Here is a 16,482-nt window from a genome sequence, read left to right as displayed (position 1 = left end):
TGGGAGGCCCTGAATGGCCGACGTGCCGAGCCCGCTCGCCGCCTTCATCGTGGGCGAGATCCGCCGCGCCCGGGGCGGCGCCGGCATGACGCAGGAGACCTTCGGCCGGGGCGCGGGCTTCAGCGCGTCGCACGTCAGCGCCGTCGAAGGCGGCACCCGGGCGCTGACGATGGACTTCATCAAGGGAGCCGACCGGGCGCTCAAGACCGGCGGACTCTTCGAACGGCTCGTCGCCAGCGTCGGCGCCCCGTCCTGGTTCCTACCCTGGCTCGACGCCGAACGCGCCGCACGACAACTACGGCTGTTCGAGCCGCTGTTGGTTCCCGGGCTGCTGCAAACCGAGAACTACGCCCGCGTGGTCATGCGCCTCAACGACCTCATGTCAGCGACGGAGGTCGACCAGCAGGTCAGCGCCCGGATGGACCGGCAGAGCATCTTGACCGGCGAGAACCCGCCGCAACTGGTCGCGGTCCTGGACGAGTCGGCACTGAGCCGGACCGGCGACGGATTCAGCGGCATCATGGCCGAGCAGGTGTCGCACCTCGTCGCGATGGCGGAACTACCGCACGTTCACGTGCACGTGATTCCAGCGACGACCGGCCTGCACATAGGGCTGTCCGGCCCCTTCGCGCTGGCTCGGTCCGCCGACGGCGGGTGGGTCGGGCATCTGGAAAACCAACTGGGCGGAGTTGTGGCGGACAGTAAGGATGATGTGGCTAGTCTTCTGGCGAAGTGGGAAGGCGTGCGGAACGAAGCGCTCCCGCGTCGGCAGTCCATTGACCTCATGAAGGAAGTGTGGAGCCATCATGGACCTCAGTAGCGCTCAGTGGCGCAAGTCCAGCCGCAGCGGTTCGAGCGGCGGGAACTGTGTCGAGGTGGCCGACAACCTGCCCGGGGTGGTCGCCGTCCGCGACTCGAAGGACCCGACCGGCCCCGCCCTGACCTTCGCCCCCACGGCGTGGCGCGCGTTCGTCGCCCGCACCGCCGGTCGGGCCTGACCTCCTCCCGTACGCCCGGAGGTGCCCGCACCGGGCCTGCCTCATCCCGTACGCCCGGAGACGCCCGCCCACGACGGGCCGGCGTCTCCGGCGGCGGTTGCCTGCGCTCGGCCGGCCCTCACCCGACGACACCCGTGTCACGTCGACCGGGGGTCTCCAGCCTCGAACTGATCGTCGTGAAGCCTCCGCCGGAGCGGGCGGCGTCGGCGATGGCCGTGAGCACCTCGAGGACGTGGAGCCCCCGTGTCGCCGCGGCCAGCGCGGGCTGCCCCGCCAGGATGGCCCTGGCCATCTCGACCAGGCCCATCCCCATGAACCCGTCGGAGTCGCGTGGGCCGGGGAGCACCTCGACGAAGTCGGTGCTGCCCGCCGCCCTGAGCAGCACGGGGCCGCCCCACGAGTTGGCCTGCGCCGCGACGATCGTGCCCTCGGTGCCGTGGATCTCGAGGTGCGGCGTACGCGTCGCCACGACGTCGAAGCTGGTCACCAGCATGCCCATGGCCCCGCTGGCGAACTCCAGGACGCTGTTGATGTGGGTGGGTGTCTGCACGCTGAAGGTCGCCCCCGCGCGGGGCCCGGCCAACACGACGCGTTCGGTACGCGCGGTCGCGCCCAGCGCCCCCACCCGGACGATGGAACCCATGAGTTCGGTCAGCACCGTGAGGTAGTACGGACCGATGTCGAACAGGGGTCCGGCGCCCTCCTGGTACAGGAACTCCGGCTCGGGGTGGAACCGTTCCGGCCCGGCGTTCATCATGGCGGCGTTCACCGAGGTCGGGGTGCCGATCGCGCCTTCGGCGAGCAGCGCCGCGCAGGTCTGCGCCCCGACGCCCAGGAAGGTGTCCGGCGCGGTGCCGACCTGCAACGACCGCGCCCGGGCGGCCTCGACGATGCGGTGACCGTCGGCCATGGTGGTCGCCAGGGGCTTCTCCGTGTAGACGTGCTTGCCGTGCTCCAGGGCGCGCAGGGTCACCTCGGCGTGCGCCCTGGGTGGGGTCAGGTTGAGAACCAGGTCGATGTCCGGATGGGTCAACAGGGCGTCGACCGGGTGCACCTCCGGCACCGCGTGGGCAGCGCCGAGCGCCCGCGCGCGCGCCGGGTCGGCGTCGGCGCAGGCGACGACGGTGACCGCCGGGTCCCCGGCGAGGTTGGCCAGATAGCGGGAACTGACGTTTCCGCACCCCACGACCCCCACCCGCACGGACCCTCCGTCGTGGACCATGTCAGGAGAGCCTGATCTCGTGGCCGGCACGCGCCGACTCGTAGATCCCGTCGAGCATGCGCATGACCTCCGTGCCGTGGGAGACGGGGGCCACCTGCTCGGCCTCTCCCAGGCACAGCGAGACGAAGTGCGCGATCTCGTTGGCGAACCCCTCGGCGAAGTCGAAGCTGAGGTGGTCGATCTGGGGTCCCACGTTGAGGATGGTGTCGTGCATCTCGGTGGCGATCCGAAGCTTCGGTTCGAGTTCCGCGCCACCGCGCTCGCCGAAGACCGCCACTTCGAGGCGGTCCTCGAGGGCGTGCAGGGAGTAGCTGGTCTCCAGCGTCAGGGACGCCCCGTTGTCGAACCGGATGAGGGCCGTGGCGAAGTCCTCGACGTCGCTCTGGGTCGGGTCGTAGTCCGCGACCTTGTACCGCGACAACGACGTGACGTTGGCCCGGTTGCCCAGCCGGGTGTGGGTGACCGCGCTGACCGTGACGGCCTTCGGGGTGCCCATGAAGTACCAGCAGAGGTCCAGCACGTGCACGCCGATGTCGATGAGCGGTCCCCCGCCGGACCGCTTGTGGTCCGCGAACCAGCCACCGGGGTTGCCGAGCCGTCGGATGTTCGTCGCGCGCGCGTGGTAGACGTCGCCCAGCAGCCCGGCGTCGACGAACGACTTGAGGACCTTGGCGTTCGCGCCGAAGCGCCGGACGAAGCCGACCTCCAGGTGCCTGCCGCTGCGCTCGACGGCCTCGACGAGCGCCTCGGCCTCGCCGGCCGTACGGCTCAAGGGCTTCTCCACCAGGACGTGCTTGCCGGCGTCGAGCGCCGCTGTGGCGATCTCCGCGTGGCTGTCGTTCCAGGTGCAGATGCTCACCGCGTCGATCTCGGGGTCGGCGAGCAGGCTGTCGAGCGTCGGGTGCACGCGGGTCACGCCGAAGGTCTCGGCCTTCTGCGCGCTCCGTTCCTGGTTGACGTCGAACACCCCGACGAGGTGGACGTCCGGGTTGGCGGCGTACGCGCCCAGGTGCATCTCCGCGATGCTCCCGACGCCGATCACGCCCACACCGAGCCGGCTCACTTCGCCGCCTCCGCCTCGGCGAAGAGCCGCTTCGCGTTGGCCAGACCGATCGGGTTGGCCATCAGGCACTCCTCGATGCCCTCGAACTCGATGGACACGAAGCCGTCGTAGCCGGCGTCGACGATGCCCCGCACGATCCTGCGCATGTCGAGGTCGCCGTAGCCGACGATGGAGCCGAGCAGGTAGTTGCCGCCGGGGGTGTGGTGCCAGCCGTCGCCGGGGTACTGCGAGCGGACGTAGAAGTCCTTCAGGTGCACGATGCTGGCGTACGGGGCGTTCTCGGCGACCGACACCACCGGGTTGTCGTCCACCGACATGAAGTTGCCGACGTCGAGGGTCGTCTTGAAGTTCGGCTCGTCGACGAGGTGGATGAGCCGGCGTACGCGCTCACCGCCGTTCATGAGCAGCCCGTGGTTCTCCACGCTGGTGGTGATGCCGTACGGGGCGGCGTACTGAGCGATCTCCTTGCACGCCTCCACCATGCGGGGCAGCAGCGCCTCGAACTCGGCGATGTCCTTCGCCCGGTGGGCCCACTTGGCGACGTCGTGGCGGAAGAGCTTGATGTCCAGGGCGGCGGCCACCTCGATGTGCCGCTTGACCCGCTGCATGCTCTTCTCCGCGCCCTCGCCGAGGAGGTCGGCCGGGACGACGAGGTTGGACAGGGTGACGCCCTGGTCGGCCGCGCGGGTCTTGATCTCCTGGACGAACCCGGGGTCCTGGTCGAGGGTGGAGGTGTCGTTGGAGATCTCCGGGGAGAGCGACACCGTCGCGATCTCCATGTGGGTGGCGTCGCTGGCGCCGATCCAGTCGATGACCTCGAAGAGGCTCATCCGGTTGGTGCGCAGGTGCTGGTAGAAGGAGTAGGAGCTGAAGCCGAACTGCACGGGTACTTCCTTCGGTCGGGGTTGGCGGGGTCAGGAGGAGAGCGCGGCGTACTGGCGGCGGCGTTCCGCCTGCCGCGCCGGGTCAGGGATGGGCGACGCCATGAGCAGCCGATTCGTGTACGCATGGCTCGGTCGTGACGTGACGGTGTCACCGTCACCGGTCTCCACGATGCGGCCCTTGAGCATGACCGCGACCCGGTGGCAGATGTAGCGGACCACCGACAGGTCGTGGGAGATGAAGAGGTACGCGACGCCGGTCTGCTCCTGGATGTCGATGAGCAGGTCGAGGATGCGTGCCTGGGTGGAGAGGTCGAGAGCGCTGACCGGTTCGTCGCAGACGATGAGTCGGGGCTTCAGCGCGAGGGCGCGGGCGATGGCGATCCGCTGCCGTTGCCCGCCGGAGAACTCGCGCGGGTACCGCAACCCGGCGTCGGCTTCCAGGCCGATCTGGCCCAGCAGCTGACCGATCCGCGCGGAGGCTTCGGCCCCGGGCACCCCCTGCGCCCTGAGCGGCTCGGCGAGGATGCTCTCCACGGACATCGCCGGGTTGAGCGACGAGTACGGATCCTGGAAGACGACCTGGATGTCCCGGCTCAGGGCCCGGCGGGCGCGCCGGTTCGCGTGGGTGATGTCGGCGCCGTCGAACGTGACCGTGCCGGCGCTGATCGGGGCGAGCCCCAGGAGCGCGCGGCCCAGGGTCGTCTTTCCCGAGCCGGACTCGCCGACCAGGCCGACCGTCTCTCCCGCCCGGATCTGCATCGAGACGTCGTGCAGCGCGTGGAAGGACGGACTGCGCCACCGGGACCCGCGATAGACGACGTTGACGTCGCGGACGTCGAGCAGCGGAGCGTCGGAATCGTTGCGGGTGCTCATGACTGCACCTCCTGAAGGTCGTCGCGCGACCGCCGGGGAGGGGCGTCCTCCAGGGTCGCGTCCAAGAGCATGCGGGTGTACTCGTGCTGCGGGTTGGCGAAGAGTTCGGCGACGGGTTGCTGCTCGACGACGAGGCCGTCCCGCATCACCGCGACCCGGTCGCAGAGGTCGGCGACCACACCCAGGTTGTGGGTGACCAGGATGAGGCCCATGTTGCGTTCCCGTTGCAGGTCGCGGAGGAGTTCGAGGACCTCCACCTGGACCGTGACGTCGAGGGCGGTGGTCGGCTCGTCCGCGATGAGCAGCTCGGGATCGCAGGAGACGGCGCCCGCGATGAGCACCCGCTGTGCCATTCCTCCGCTGAGCTGATGGGGGTAGGCGGCGAGCGTGCGGGCGGGGTCGGGAATGCCGACGCGTTCGAGCAGGTGCAGGGCCCGCTCGTGCGCGGCCTTCCTGGACAGGTTGAGCTTGCGCCGCATCGGCTTCGTCAGCTGGGCGCCGACGGTGAAGGACGGGTCCAGGTTGGACATCGGCTCCTGCGGCACGTAGGCCATCTGCGGCCCGCGCAGCTTCTGCAACTCGCCCTCGCGCAGCCCGATCAGGGACCGCCCGTCGAGGGAGAGGTGCCGGGCGGACACGGAGGCGTCGGGTGGCAGGAGTCCGAGGATCGCGAAGGACGTCTGGGACTTCCCGGAGCCGGACTCCCCGACCAGGCCGAGCACCTCTCCCCGCGCGACGTGCAGCGACACGCCCCGCACCACGTCCTTGGTGGCTCCGTCCTCGGCCACGTACCGCACCGACAGGTCCTCGACGCGGAGCAGGGTGTCCGCGGGGAGGGCGGTCGCGGGCGTACGGTCGGCTTCGCCCTGGACGACCGTCAGGTCGTCCCGGCCGGCGGACCGCGCGGCCCGCTTGGCCTTGGGTTTGCGGCTGACCCCCAGCGAATCCGCCAGGGCCGTGCCGAAGAGCACGAGTGCCATGACCGTGAGGCCGATGGCGACGCCGGGCGCGATGACCAGCTCGGGCGCGCGGTGGAAGTTCTGGAAGGCGTTGCTGAGCTCGCCACCCCAGCTGGGGCGCTGCGGGTCGCCGAAGCCGAGGAACTCCAGGCCGGACTGGACGATGATCGCCATGCCGAAGATGAACGAGGACCGCACGAGGACCGGCCCCAGCACCACGGAGAGCACGTGGCGGAAGATGATGCGCAGGTCGGAGAGCCCCGCGACGCGGGCGGCGTCGAGGTAGAGCTCCTCGCGCACCGCGATCACGGCGCTCCGGGTCAGCCGGAAGATGTCCGGCGACGCCAGCACGCCAAGGGTGATCATCGTCGGGGCGAGGCCGCTGCCGAGGGAGGCGATCACCACGATGATGATGAGGATCTCCGGCAGGGACATCAGCATGTTGAAGATCCAGCTCGACACCCCGTCGAACCGCTTCGCGCGGTAGCCGGCGAGCAGACCTGCGGGAATCCCGCACAGGAGGGCGACGGCGACCATGATCGCGCCCGCCTGGAGGCTCACCCGGCCGCCCCACAGGAGGCGGCTGAGGATGTCCCGCCCGTTGCCGTCCGTGCCGAGCGGGTGGTCGCCGCTCGGCGGGCGGAGCGCCTCCGAGAGCACCACCAGGTTCGGGTCCTGCGGGGCGAGCAGCGGCGCGAGGATGCTCGCCGCGACGATGGCCAGCAGGACGCCGCCCGCCACCACGCCCATGGGGTTACGCAGGAACGAGCGGAATCTCCTGGCTGTCAGGCCCGCGCGGGGCGTCACGTCGGCGCTCATGCGTTCCGTACCTTCGGGTTCAGTGCGGCGTAGAGAATGTCGACCGCGAGATTGACGAGTACGACGACGAGCACGGTGAAGAGCAGGACGCCCATGATGACGGGGATGTCGCTGTTGCCCGAGGCGTTGATGGCGACGGCGCCGATGCCCTGGAGGCCGAACACGCGCTCGATGATGGCGGCGCCGCTCATCGCCGCGATGAACTGGAGGGAGAGCATCGTCAGCGCCGGCGGAGCCGCGTTGCGCAGGACGTGGGTGAGCAGGATCTCGCGCTGCGAGAGGCCCCGGCTGCGCAGCGTACGGACGTAGTCCTGGCTGTTGACGGTGATCACGGAGTTCCGCAACTGCTGGGCGATGGCGGCGATCGAACCGATCGACAGCGCGACGATCGGCAGGGTGATGGACCAGAGCCAACCGCCGGGTGAGTCGTTCAGGTGCACGTAGCCCGTGGCGGGGAACCAGCCCAGCTGCACGGCGAAGACCAGGGCCAGGATGATCGCGACCCAGAAGTTCGGCAGGCTGAAGCCGAACACCATGAACACCTGGAGCACGCGGTCGAACGTCCCGGGTCGGGTCGCCGCGAGCAGTCCGAGCACGACGCCGAGGACGGCGGCCACCAGGACGGCGCCCAACGCCAGGGAGACGGTGACCGGCAGCCTCGTCACGATGAGGTCGCTCACGTCGGTGTTCTGCGCGGACGAGACCCCCAGGTCACCGCGTACGACCCCGCCCAGCCAGCTCAGGTACTGCTCGACGAGCGGCCGGTCGAGGCCGAGCTGCTCCCGCTTGACCGCGACCTGTTCCTCCGTGGCGTAGAGGCCGAGCGCGCCCCGGGCCGGATCGGAGCCGGTGAGCATGAGGAAGAAGAACATCCCCGTCACGACGGAGAACGCCAGCAGCAGGCCCGTGGCCAACCGCCGACCGATGAAGCCCAGCATGCCTGCTACCTCCTAGATGAGCTGTAGTGATCCACCGGATGGGCCGGACCGTTGCCCGACCCATCCGGGGTCGATCGGCGGTTACTTCGCCGGGGCGAAGAAGCGGAGGCTCGGCATGAGCTGCGCCTGCTGCATGGTCACGTCGATGTCGGACTTGAACAGGTAGACGTTCTCCTGCGTGACGATCGGCGCGAACCAGGCCTGCTCGACGAGGTGGGTGTTCAGCTCCTTGTAGAGGGCGGCCTGCTTGTCACCCTGCGCGGCCGGGATCTCCTTGAGCAGCCGGGTGACGGTCTCGTCGGTGTACTTGAAGTTGTTCCACAGCGACGTCGGGGTGAGCTTGTTCAGCACGTCCGTCCACGCCGGGATGTTCGTGGAGAACGAGAGCATGAAGGCCGGCTGGCCCTTCAGGGTCTCCAGCCCGCCGTTGGCGAAGCCGTTGACCGGCACCTGCTCGACCGTGATGCCCACGTCGCCCAGGTACTGGGTGACGATCGGCACCAGCGGAGACATGAAGCCCTCGCTGTACGAGACCTTGATCTTGAAGCCGCTGCCGTAGCCCGCCGAGGCCAGCAGCTCGCGCGCCTTCGCCGGGTCGTACGGGTAACGCGCGTTCAGCTCCGGCACCCACGCCTCGCTGGACGGGTTGAAGGTCTGCGTGGAGACCTGGCCGAAGCCGCCGTAGTGGGTCTCGAGGATGGCCTTGCGGTCGAGCGCGTGGTTGATCGCCTGCCGCACCCGCACGTCGCCGAGTGCCGCCGACGCCTTGCCGGCGCGGTCCTGGAGGATGATGCCCTGCCACTCGCCGGGCACCGTCTTGACGGTGAGCCCGTCGGTCTTGGCCTTCGGCACCATGTCGGGGGTGCCGTACATGAACTGGATCTGGCCGGTGGCGAGCGCGTTGTACCGGGCGGTGAACTCCTCGTACGGGCGGATCACGACGTTCTCGAAGGGGAACGCCTCGCGGTTCCAGTAGCCGTCGCGCGCCTTGAACGTGTACTTGACGCCCTTCTCGGAGGCGCCCGCGTCGTACGTGTAGGGCCCGGAGCCCACCGGGTTCGAGGCGATGGTGCCCGCGCTGAGCGCCTTGGGGCTCGCCATGTACCCCGTGTACGTCGCCAGGGCGGCCAGGAGGCCGGGGCTGGGCTCGCTGAGGTGCAGGCGCACCGTGGCCTTGTCCACGACCTCGACGCGCTCGATCGCCCGGGCCCCCTCGGAGGCGCTGCCCGCCCCCTTCTTGCGCGCCTCGAGGTTGACCTTCACCACGTCGGCGTCGAAGGCGGCGCCGTCACTGAAGGTGACACCGTCGCGCAGCTTCAGGGTGAGCTCGGTGAGGTCGGCGTTGTACTCGTACGAGGTGGCCAGGTTGCCCTCGATCTTCGACTCGGACGTCTTGCGGAGCAGCGGGTCGTAGACGGCCTCCGCGTAGTGGATGACCGCGCCTTCCTTCATCTCGGCGGGGTCCCAGGTCAGCAGGTCGCCGTTGTTGCCCAGGACGAGTTGGGACGAGCCTGCTTCATTCGCCTGCCCGCCACCGCTACAACCGGCGAGGGCGAGAGCGACAACGGCAAACGCTGCCGTCAGCGTGCGTGTCAGTTGCACCGTGTTCCCTTCTGTTGCTGCAAAGCCAGCGCCGGTCGGCGTCGCTGTAAGTGACGGGGATCGGATCAGCGGATCAGGCGATCCCGAGTTGTTGGCTCATGACCATGGCGGTCGCGCCGCGCAGGACGATGTCGTCGCCGAGCTCCGAGAGCCGCAGCACGATGTCGCCGTGGACCTCGGTCAGGGCGCGCTGTCGGATGGTTTCCATCGCCGCGGCGGCCAGCGGTCCTTCCAGCACCCGGTGCGGCCCGCTGAGGACGATTTCCGAGACGTTGATGGCGGCCACGATCGGGGCCAGCACCGAACCGAGTGCCTCACCCGCGGCGGCGAGGACCCGGGTGTGCTCCGCGTCGGTACGCGCTTCCGAGAGGTCTTCCTGGATGCGCCGGGTCGACAGCCAGGTCTCGAGGCAGCCGAACTTTCCACAGACACAGGCCCGCTCGCTGCCTGTGTCCACGACCACGTGGCCGATCTCGCCGGCCGCGAACCTGCTGCCCAGGACGGGCGTGCCGCCGAGCAGCAGACCCGCCCCCACGCCGACACCGACCCGGACGAGGAGGGTGTCCGCCGCGCTCTCGCCGTAACTACGCTCGGCGAGCGCGGTCGCGTTGGCGTCGTTCGACACGACCACGGGGCAGCCGAACTGCTCGGCCAGCACCGACCGGAGGTTGAGGTCCTTCCAGCCCAGGTTGGGTGCGCTGAGGACGACGCCACCGAGGTCCACGATCCCCGGGATGCCGATGCCGATGCCGAGCAGCGGCACCGTCACCTGTTCGCGCAACGCCCCGACGAGACCGACGACCTTCGCCAACGCGTCGGCTCCGGTGCTGCCCTCGATCTCGACCTGATGGCGAGCCACCACCGAGCCGCCGAGGTCGAGCACGGCCCCCCGGTAGAGCGTCGAGTGGCTCAGGTCCACGGCGACCGACTGGCAGGCGTGCTCGTTGAACTCGAGCATCATGGCCGGCTTCCCGGGCCGCGTCCCCGCCCGCGTACCGACCTCGACCACGAGGTCGTCCGCGAGGAGGTCGCTCACGACGTCCGAGACCGAGACCCTCGTCAGCCCCGTGCGCCGCGCCAGATCCGCCCGGCTGTGCGGCCCTTCCCGGTAGAGCGTGCGCAGCAGCAACTCGCGGTTGTGCACGCGGGCCTGCTCCGGGAGCACCTTCTCGCCGGAGCGGACCCGGGCCGGAACCCGGTCTCGCCGCAGGGTCCCCACCGCGCGGTCCTGGGGCTCCGGCGGTGTGGTTCCCGTCTCATCAATGCAGGTCACCCGGTTAGTACAGGCTGCTAACAAACTGCGGACAAGAACGCGGCTCGCGTTGTTCCCAAGTTGTTACATTCCCATGGCCCGCTTTTCGCGGCAGCTTTCGCCAGTTAACAGCCCTGGTAGAGCCGCCGACCACGACGCTGGGCGGGCCTGACAGCACGCCGGCGAGCCGGCACGGCGACGAGGAGGGACACCACGGGCGCTGGCTCTCCGATAAGGTCCGACCGGAGGCTCGCCAGCCTTCTTCGGGATCGACCGCCGGACCACGACCGGTCCCCCGCCTGCCAAGATCAAAGGACCCCGAAGGCTCGGGCAGTTGACCTTCCGGCACCCTCCGCGCCGCCCGGCCTGATTCCTCCCGTACGCCCGGAAGCGCCGTCATGGACGGGCGCTCCTCGCCTGAGCTGCCGGTTCCGCCTACGGCACGAAAGCCGAGAGTCGCAACCGGCCGCCTTCCGGTAACCTGAGCGCGCGGGCCGCTAGCTCAATGGCAGAGCTGTGGACTTTTAATCCATAGGTTCAGGGTTCGAGTCCCTGGCGGCCCACTCCTCCGCAGGTCAGCGGCCCTTTCGGGGCCGCTGTTGCCGTGATTCGGGCCGGCACAGCAGCGAAGTGCAGCAGCACCCGTGGATCCATCGCCAGGGTCGAGCCCATCCGAGGTACAGTTTTCTGTACTTACCTCGGAGGTGGTCATGCGAACCGTCAACTTCACCCAGCTACGACAGAACCTGGCCGCCGAACTCGACAGCGTCATCAACGACGCGGAGGAAGTGGTGGTGACCCGGTCGGGCCACGAACCGGTGGTCATCGTGCCGCTTGCGGAGTACGAGGCGATGAAGGAAACCGAGTACCTCCTTCGCAACCCGGCCAACGCCGCAGCCCTGCGCCGCTCGATCTCGGAGCTTGAGGAGGGCCACGCGGCCGAGCGGGACCTGATCGACCCGGCCACCGTGCGGGACGTCGCGTGAGGCTGGTCTTCACCGCGACGGCCTGGAACCAGTACCACAGCCACACCGACCGGAAGCTGATCAGGCGCATCAACGATCTCATCGCGGACGTGATGCGCAACGGATACGAGGGCATCGGCAAGCCGGAGCCCCTTCGGGGAGAGCTGTCCGGCTTCTGGTCCCGCCGAATTGATCGCGAACACCGGCTGGTCTATCGGATCACCAAGGACGACGTCGAGATCATCGCCTGCCGGTACCACTACGGCGACCGCTAACGGACCGGACTGGAAGCGGGAGCGTCGACGTCCCGACCGAGGCCGTACGTCCTACCGGTCCAGCGCGCTGCCCAGCCGCTTGAGGGCGTCTGGTGCCCTCAGTCCAGCAGCCCGCTAGTGCGGCGGGACAGTTCGGCGAGCCTGTTATCGGCCTGCTCCCGGCGGAACCTAACCCAGTCCTTGCCCTCTGCGGCTACACCCTCCAGCACGTGCAGGGTCTGATGAAGTCCCGAAGCGTCGACGGTCAGCTCAGTGATGGGGCTCGGGTCCTGATTGGGTTCGGCCGCTTTGGTGTCCGTTCCGGTCACCTGGACGGTCATCTTCTCGCCGCTGTTGAGCGTCAGGTGGAACGTCGGCTTGCGCAGAGCCAGTCCATCGATCCGGACGGCGGAGATCGCGTGGAATCGGTAGTTGAGCCGCTGCGTGTCACGATGATCAGCGCGTCTGAAGTCCAGCTCAAGGTCGATCTGTCGTACGCCATCCTCGGTGAGCAGGAAGAGCAGGAGCCGGTAGTGGGAATACCGCCACGGTCCGTCCTCTGCGCGCCTCTTGCGAGCGGACTTCGCTGGTGCTTCCAGAAAGGCGTGGGCGACGACCTGGCCCGGCTGGAGCCGGAACTGCTGCAGGGCCTGGTCGGTGATGACCTTGCGGTCGCACTCCAGCCAGGTGGCCATCTCGGTGTCTGTCGGCCTGTCCGCGAGTTTGGCCACCCAGCGGTCATACGCCTCCGTCCGCCTGTCCTGCTCAGCGGACCGATGAACGCTGTCGGCGGCAACCCGCCGACGCTCGGCGACGATGCGGAACGCCGCCCTCGTGGTGACAACCGCTGTCGGCACGGTCAGCGCCAACCAGAGCGAGCCGGGTAGAACGGCAGCCGAGAAGACGGCTGCAGTTACCGAGACAAAACCGGCGATGAGGGCGATGACGCCTACGACCTGCAGCAGCCAGGTCCGAAGCGACACACGTAGCTCCTGGCGGTATGCGGTCAGGGTCCCCTGATTCCAGCGCGTCCTTACGTCACTCGCCAGATATCTCACCAGCCAGGCCACCCGGTCGGCGTTGATGCGCTCCTCCCGGTAGGCGTCGACCACCTCATTACGCAGGTGTCGGCGGATGCCGGCGGTCTCATCGAGCCACTCGGCGCTGGCCATCCCGTCGGGCCGGTATTGGGCGAAGTAGTGGGTGAAGAGGCGGTCGATCCTGCCGGCGAATCCGCCGGGCCTCGCGTCGGTGCGCTGACGACGGGATGGCCGCAGCTCGCTGTCCTTCGCCTGCCGGTAGCGGTGCCGGAAGTACCGGTCCGCCCCTGCGATACCGAAGATCGCCAACCCGGCCACCGCGCTGTACAGGCCGATCAGCCCGCCGAACTCGCCGTTGGCTGTCAGCAACGTCGTCAACTTGCTCGTCGCCAACAGGAGCAGAGGTCCCCCGACTCCAACTTTGACGCGGTCCGACATCGCGATGGCAGCCGGCGTGACCGGCCGGGTCCTGGCCGGTGCGGGCGTGGGATGGAAGAACTTCCACGCTCGACCGAGCCGGTCGCCAGCGGTCCGGTTCTCTCGCGCATGAGCTACGGACTTCTGCCACACGCGGTCCCGCAGCGCCCCTTCGAGCGCTATGTCCAGATGGCCGAATATGTAGTGCTTCTGGCGAGGGGGCAATGACTCCAGTTCCTTCGCCGCCGTTTCCGGTCCGGCAGCGTCAGTCGAATTCAGTAGCCTCAGGATCGCCCGCAGCCCCAGCGTCCATTCATCACTTTCGTCGAGGTCGGGCGGGTCGCTCCAGATCGCCAGAAGGCGCTTCCATTCCTCGTCTTCCAACTGGCGCGGGGTCCGCCCACTGAGCAGGGCGACCAGTCGGTAGAACTGAGCTCGAGGGGTGATGGGATAGCCACGGGTGACCGCTCGCTCGATGTGCTGTCGCGCGGTGTCGAGCAGGAACCTGTCGAGGTATCGCACACCGGCCTCGAACTCGCCCTCCGGAGTGGAATGAGGATCCGGAGGCGCGTGGTGGTGGCTGTGAAAGCCGCCGCTCACCGAGCCCACTTGGACGCCGACGTACGCGTTACCTTGGGCGACGTTGCGGGTGGACTGGGCTGTCATGCTATGCCCCTTGCGGCCGCGATGATCATCGCCAGCCTCGCCGCCAGCTCGGAAACGTCGGCCACCAAGCCTCGTAGCCGCTTGAGGGAGACCAGGAATCCACCGCGGTCGGTGGCAGATCCGTCGCGCAGACAGCCGGCCGCCGCGTCCAGCTCCGCCTCTGCCGCCGCGTAGGTCTCCTCGTCCAGCCTGCCGTCCAGGCATGCCTGCTTCATCTGGTGCCGCAGGTCGGCGATGCTGACCGCGAGGTCGACTGGCTCCTCTCGGCTGATGCCGATGGTGACGTTGCCGTGGATCTGGCCCGCCTGCACACCGACCCGGGCGTTGCCGGTTGCGAGGTTCTCGTTCTTCATGGTCATCGGAGCGCTCCCGTGTCCGCTCGGCGTACCGCTTCCGCGGCCGCTGTCGATGGTCAGTTCCTGGGCCAGCGCGACGGCGAAGGCGGCGGCGTGACGCGCGGCCCGTGGCTGCCACTTCTGGCCGTCGGTGACGGCCTTGCTGCCGTCGGCCCGGTCGCTGATTCCTCGTACGACCACTACCGGAAGCGCTCGGTTCAGGTGGCCAGCCTGCGCGACACCGGCGGCCTCCATCTCAATCGCCACCGCGTCGTTGTAGTGCTGCCGAATCCACTGGGCCTGGGCGGAGATCGCCGAATCCTGCACCACTTCCCCGGCAGCGATCGCGCCGAAGTGAACCCGAATGTTGGGCGCGTCGGAGAGATCACGGCACCATTCGCCGACCCTGTCGACGTGATGGGCGACCTGATCCGCCTCGTGCGGGATCTCCCATGCCTTCGGCCGAGCCTTCAGCCCGTCGTCTTCGCTGGTGCCCCCGTGGTAGGCGTAAATCTTCCTCGCGATGACGACATCGCCGAGTGCAACGCTGGGTTTGAGGCCGCCGGCCACACCGACGAAGAGCACGGCAGAGGGCCGGAACTCGGCGATCGCGCGCTCGGTGAGCACTGCGGAGAGATGGTTTCCCATACCGACCAGTCCCAGCGCCACTCGAGGGCCGTCCTGCCCGATACGGCCGACCTCGAAGCGGGTGCCGGCGGCGTGGCGCCGGACAGCCAGGCCGCTCAGCCGGTCGCGGACCGCCTCGTACTCGAGATTCAGCGCCGTGAGGATTACTACGAGGTTTTCGTCCGGGCTCACGTCGGTTCCTTGTCTGTCGGGTTGGGTCTGGTCATCGGCGGCCTTAACGCCAACTGCGGTCCAGGGCGGAACAGCCGGGCAGGGCGCCCGCTCTCCGCCTTGCGAGTAGGTCCGGCCGGGACGATGAAGCCGGGGACGCTTTGGACCTTGCGATAGAAGTTCCGGGGATCGAGCCGCACTCCCCACACCGCCTCATAGACCTCCTGCAGGTCGGAGATCGTGAACGTCGACCCGCAGAAGGCGGTGGCGAGTGCGGTCCGCTCCAACTTGTCGCGGGCCCGCTCCACGCCGTCAACGAGGATCTGACGGTGGTCGAAGGCGAGCTGCACGTGGTCGGAGAGAGCCTCCTCGACTGGCATCCAGTAAGCGTGGGTCGCGTTCTTGCCCGCAGTCGGTTCCGGCAGCCGGGGCGCGACGGCCAGGTAGGCGACGGACAGCACACGCCCCCTCGGGTCTCGGCCCGGAGTGCCGTAGACGCTGAGAAGTTCGAGGTGTGGGTGCTCCGAGCCGAGGCTGGCCTCCTCCGCCAACTTTCGATGGGCCGCGTCGAGGAGGTCCTCCTCGACGTGCTTGAGGAATCCACCGGGGAGAGCCAGACGGCCGGAATGCGGCTCAATGCCCCGCTGAATCAATAGCGCGTGGAGCCGGGCCTCCCGCAGTGTGAGGATGACGAGATCCACGGCGACGAGCACAGCCGGCGGGCTGCCATGAGGCTTGACCATGAGACCACCATAGGTTTTTGTCACCATGACAGAAAGGCCTGCGGTGTGTCGGATTTCGGCACCTGTCGGTCCCGGGTGCCGACGACACCACAGGACGAAGTGCGCTTCCCTCCCGCCGACGCGGGGCGCGGCGCTGACATCGCCGCGCCGGGCGGACCGACAACTGACTGTCGTCAACGGCGGACCGCTGCGGGTTGAAGCGCGTCGAGAGGCGTTGGGTGCCGAGCCTTCAGCCGGGCCGAAAGTGCCGGCAGCGTGTCGCATGATCGACCGGTGGATCTGCGAAGGGGAACAGGGCTATGCCGATCGTGACCAGCAGGTGGCGGCGTATGCCTTCCTGCACGAGCCGTACGAGGACGAGTACCTTCCGGATCACGTCATCGACAAGGGCCGAGCCATCCTGCTGCGATTGTGCGAGCGGATCGAGGCGGAGCACCCCAAGGATCTGGCAGCCCTCTACACGCTCACCGACGCCGCGACCGACGAGTTCAACCTGCTCGAGGCGGAGTTCGAGGCGGTTTGCAGCGAGATCGAGACGGTCGTGCGTGAAGCGAGAACCATGACCACCGAGCCGGTCTGCCGGGTGACCAGACTGCGCGCGGCACGGTTCACCACGTACTCGGTCTCGGCGGGCCTCACCGAATCCGTCCAGGT

15 protein-coding genes, 1 tRNA gene and 1 pseudogene are annotated in these 16,482 nt (G+C 68.6%); 6 read left to right on the top strand and 11 right to left on the bottom strand.

All coding sequences use genetic code 11. The features are described from left to right. Window positions 1-13 precede the first annotated feature (13 nt). Both F6X68_RS01780 and F6X68_RS01775 read left to right on the top strand, forming a co-directional pair. The gene (locus tag F6X68_RS01780) at window positions 14-820 is read left to right on the top strand and encodes a helix-turn-helix transcriptional regulator (protein WP_151452578.1); all 807 of its coding nucleotides are present in this window, start codon (window positions 14-16) and stop codon (window positions 818-820) included. Beyond that, window positions 807-998, top strand: coding sequence for a DUF397 domain-containing protein (locus F6X68_RS01775; protein WP_151452577.1), 192 nt, complete (start codon window positions 807-809; stop codon window positions 996-998). The genes F6X68_RS01780 and F6X68_RS01775 overlap by 14 nt, the downstream gene beginning before the upstream one ends. A gap of 118 nt (window positions 999-1,116) precedes the next feature. On the opposite strand, the gene F6X68_RS01770 is transcribed toward F6X68_RS01775, so the two are convergent. From F6X68_RS01770 to F6X68_RS01735, 8 genes are all read right to left on the bottom strand, one after another. Beyond that, the gene (locus F6X68_RS01770; RefSeq protein WP_192581231.1) at window positions 1,117-2,199 is read right to left on the bottom strand and encodes a Gfo/Idh/MocA family protein; all 1,083 of its coding nucleotides are present in this window, start codon (window positions 2,197-2,199) and stop codon (window positions 1,117-1,119) included. A 22-nt stretch (window positions 2,200-2,221) separates the two neighbouring features. After that, window positions 2,222-3,283 (bottom strand): Gfo/Idh/MocA family protein, encoded by a 1,062-nt coding sequence (locus F6X68_RS01765; RefSeq protein WP_151452575.1) that lies wholly within the window; start codon window positions 3,281-3,283, stop codon window positions 2,222-2,224. Beyond that, a complete protein-coding gene (locus F6X68_RS01760; RefSeq protein ID WP_151452574.1) occupies window positions 3,280-4,167 on the bottom strand; it encodes a sugar phosphate isomerase/epimerase in 888 nt (295 codons plus the stop codon). The genes F6X68_RS01765 and F6X68_RS01760 overlap by 4 nt, the downstream gene beginning before the upstream one ends. 30 nt (window positions 4,168-4,197) lie before the next feature. Then, window positions 4,198-5,040, bottom strand: coding sequence for an ATP-binding cassette domain-containing protein (locus tag F6X68_RS01755; RefSeq protein WP_151452573.1), 843 nt, complete (start codon window positions 5,038-5,040; stop codon window positions 4,198-4,200). Beyond that, window positions 5,037-6,818, bottom strand: a complete 1,782-nt coding sequence (locus F6X68_RS01750; RefSeq protein WP_151452572.1) for a dipeptide/oligopeptide/nickel ABC transporter permease/ATP-binding protein — start codon at window positions 6,816-6,818, stop codon at window positions 5,037-5,039. Before F6X68_RS01750 ends, F6X68_RS01755 begins: the two co-directional genes overlap by 4 nt. Beyond that, complete coding sequence (locus F6X68_RS01745) at window positions 6,815-7,756, bottom strand: ABC transporter permease (RefSeq protein ID WP_151452571.1); 942 nt, start codon at window positions 7,754-7,756, stop codon at window positions 6,815-6,817. Before F6X68_RS01745 ends, F6X68_RS01750 begins: the two co-directional genes overlap by 4 nt. 81 nt (window positions 7,757-7,837) lie before the next feature. Further along, window positions 7,838-9,358 carry an ABC transporter substrate-binding protein gene (locus F6X68_RS01740; RefSeq protein WP_151452570.1) on the bottom strand — a complete coding sequence of 507 codons (1,521 nt, stop codon included), beginning with the start codon at window positions 9,356-9,358 and terminating at the stop codon, window positions 7,838-7,840. Between the two features lie 73 nt (window positions 9,359-9,431). Further along, window positions 9,432-10,577, bottom strand: a complete 1,146-nt coding sequence (locus F6X68_RS01735) for an ROK family transcriptional regulator (RefSeq protein WP_225851906.1) — start codon at window positions 10,575-10,577, stop codon at window positions 9,432-9,434. Between the two features lie 524 nt (window positions 10,578-11,101). On the opposite strand from F6X68_RS01735, the gene F6X68_RS01730 reads away from it, so the two are divergent. From F6X68_RS01730 to F6X68_RS01720, 3 genes are all read left to right on the top strand, one after another. Then, a tRNA-Lys gene (locus tag F6X68_RS01730) sits at window positions 11,102-11,173 on the top strand. A gap of 147 nt (window positions 11,174-11,320) precedes the next feature. Continuing rightward, window positions 11,321-11,596, top strand: a complete 276-nt coding sequence (locus F6X68_RS01725) for a type II toxin-antitoxin system Phd/YefM family antitoxin (protein ID WP_151452569.1) — start codon at window positions 11,321-11,323, stop codon at window positions 11,594-11,596. Continuing rightward, window positions 11,593-11,850, top strand: a complete 258-nt coding sequence (locus tag F6X68_RS01720) for a Txe/YoeB family addiction module toxin (protein ID WP_151452568.1) — start codon at window positions 11,593-11,595, stop codon at window positions 11,848-11,850. Before F6X68_RS01725 ends, F6X68_RS01720 begins: the two co-directional genes overlap by 4 nt. Before the next feature lie 98 nt (window positions 11,851-11,948). Here the strand turns inward: F6X68_RS01720 and F6X68_RS01715 are convergent, their stop codons facing one another. Genes F6X68_RS01715 through F6X68_RS01705 form a run of 3 tightly spaced genes read right to left on the bottom strand, consistent with a single transcriptional unit; the run spans window position 11,949 to window position 15,828 of the window. Then, on the bottom strand, window positions 11,949-13,952 hold the full coding sequence (locus F6X68_RS01715) for a hypothetical protein (protein ID WP_151452567.1): 2,004 nt from the start codon (window positions 13,950-13,952) through the stop codon (window positions 11,949-11,951). Continuing rightward, the gene (locus F6X68_RS01710) at window positions 13,949-15,106 is read right to left on the bottom strand and encodes a 5'-methylthioadenosine/S-adenosylhomocysteine nucleosidase (protein ID WP_151452566.1); all 1,158 of its coding nucleotides are present in this window, start codon (window positions 15,104-15,106) and stop codon (window positions 13,949-13,951) included. Before F6X68_RS01710 ends, F6X68_RS01715 begins: the two co-directional genes overlap by 4 nt. Then, the gene (locus tag F6X68_RS01705; RefSeq protein WP_151452565.1) at window positions 15,103-15,828 is read right to left on the bottom strand and encodes an NUDIX domain-containing protein; all 726 of its coding nucleotides are present in this window, start codon (window positions 15,826-15,828) and stop codon (window positions 15,103-15,105) included. Before F6X68_RS01705 ends, F6X68_RS01710 begins: the two co-directional genes overlap by 4 nt. Before the next feature lie 25 nt (window positions 15,829-15,853). Between F6X68_RS01705 and F6X68_RS34765 the strand changes: the two are divergent. Continuing rightward, window positions 15,854-16,390, top strand: a pseudogene (locus tag F6X68_RS34765) (DUF5713 family protein); the annotation flags it as partial. Between the last annotated feature and the right edge of the window lie 92 nt (window positions 16,391-16,482).

This window comes from Micromonospora sp. AMSO12t (assembly GCF_008806585.1).
GTDB lineage: Bacteria > Actinomycetota > Actinomycetes > Mycobacteriales > Micromonosporaceae > Micromonospora > Micromonospora reichwaldensis.
Note: the sequence above shows the minus strand (reverse complement) of the source record. Positions and strands in the feature narration are given on the sequence as shown.

Bases quoted from the DNA above. Each gene is read 5' to 3' on its own strand.
- F6X68_RS01780 (WP_151452578.1), top strand. From the start codon at position 14: ATGGCCGACGTGCCGAGCCCGCTCGCCGCCTTCATCGTGGGCGAGATC.
- F6X68_RS01775 (WP_151452577.1), top strand. From the start codon at position 807: ATGGACCTCAGTAGCGCTCAGTGGCGCAAGTCCAGCCGCAGCGGTTCG.
- F6X68_RS01755 (WP_151452573.1), bottom strand. From the start codon at position 5,040: ATGAGCACCCGCAACGATTCCGACGCTCCGCTGCTCGACGTCCGCGAC.
- F6X68_RS01750 (WP_151452572.1), bottom strand. From the start codon at position 6,818: ATGAGCGCCGACGTGACGCCCCGCGCGGGCCTGACAGCCAGGAGATTC.
- F6X68_RS01745 (WP_151452571.1), bottom strand. From the start codon at position 7,756: ATGCTGGGCTTCATCGGTCGGCGGTTGGCCACGGGCCTGCTGCTGGCG.
- F6X68_RS01725 (WP_151452569.1), top strand. From the start codon at position 11,321: ATGCGAACCGTCAACTTCACCCAGCTACGACAGAACCTGGCCGCCGAA.
- F6X68_RS01715 (WP_151452567.1), bottom strand. From the start codon at position 13,952: ATGACAGCCCAGTCCACCCGCAACGTCGCCCAAGGTAACGCGTACGTC.
- F6X68_RS01705 (WP_151452565.1), bottom strand. From the start codon at position 15,828: ATGGTCAAGCCTCATGGCAGCCCGCCGGCTGTGCTCGTCGCCGTGGAT.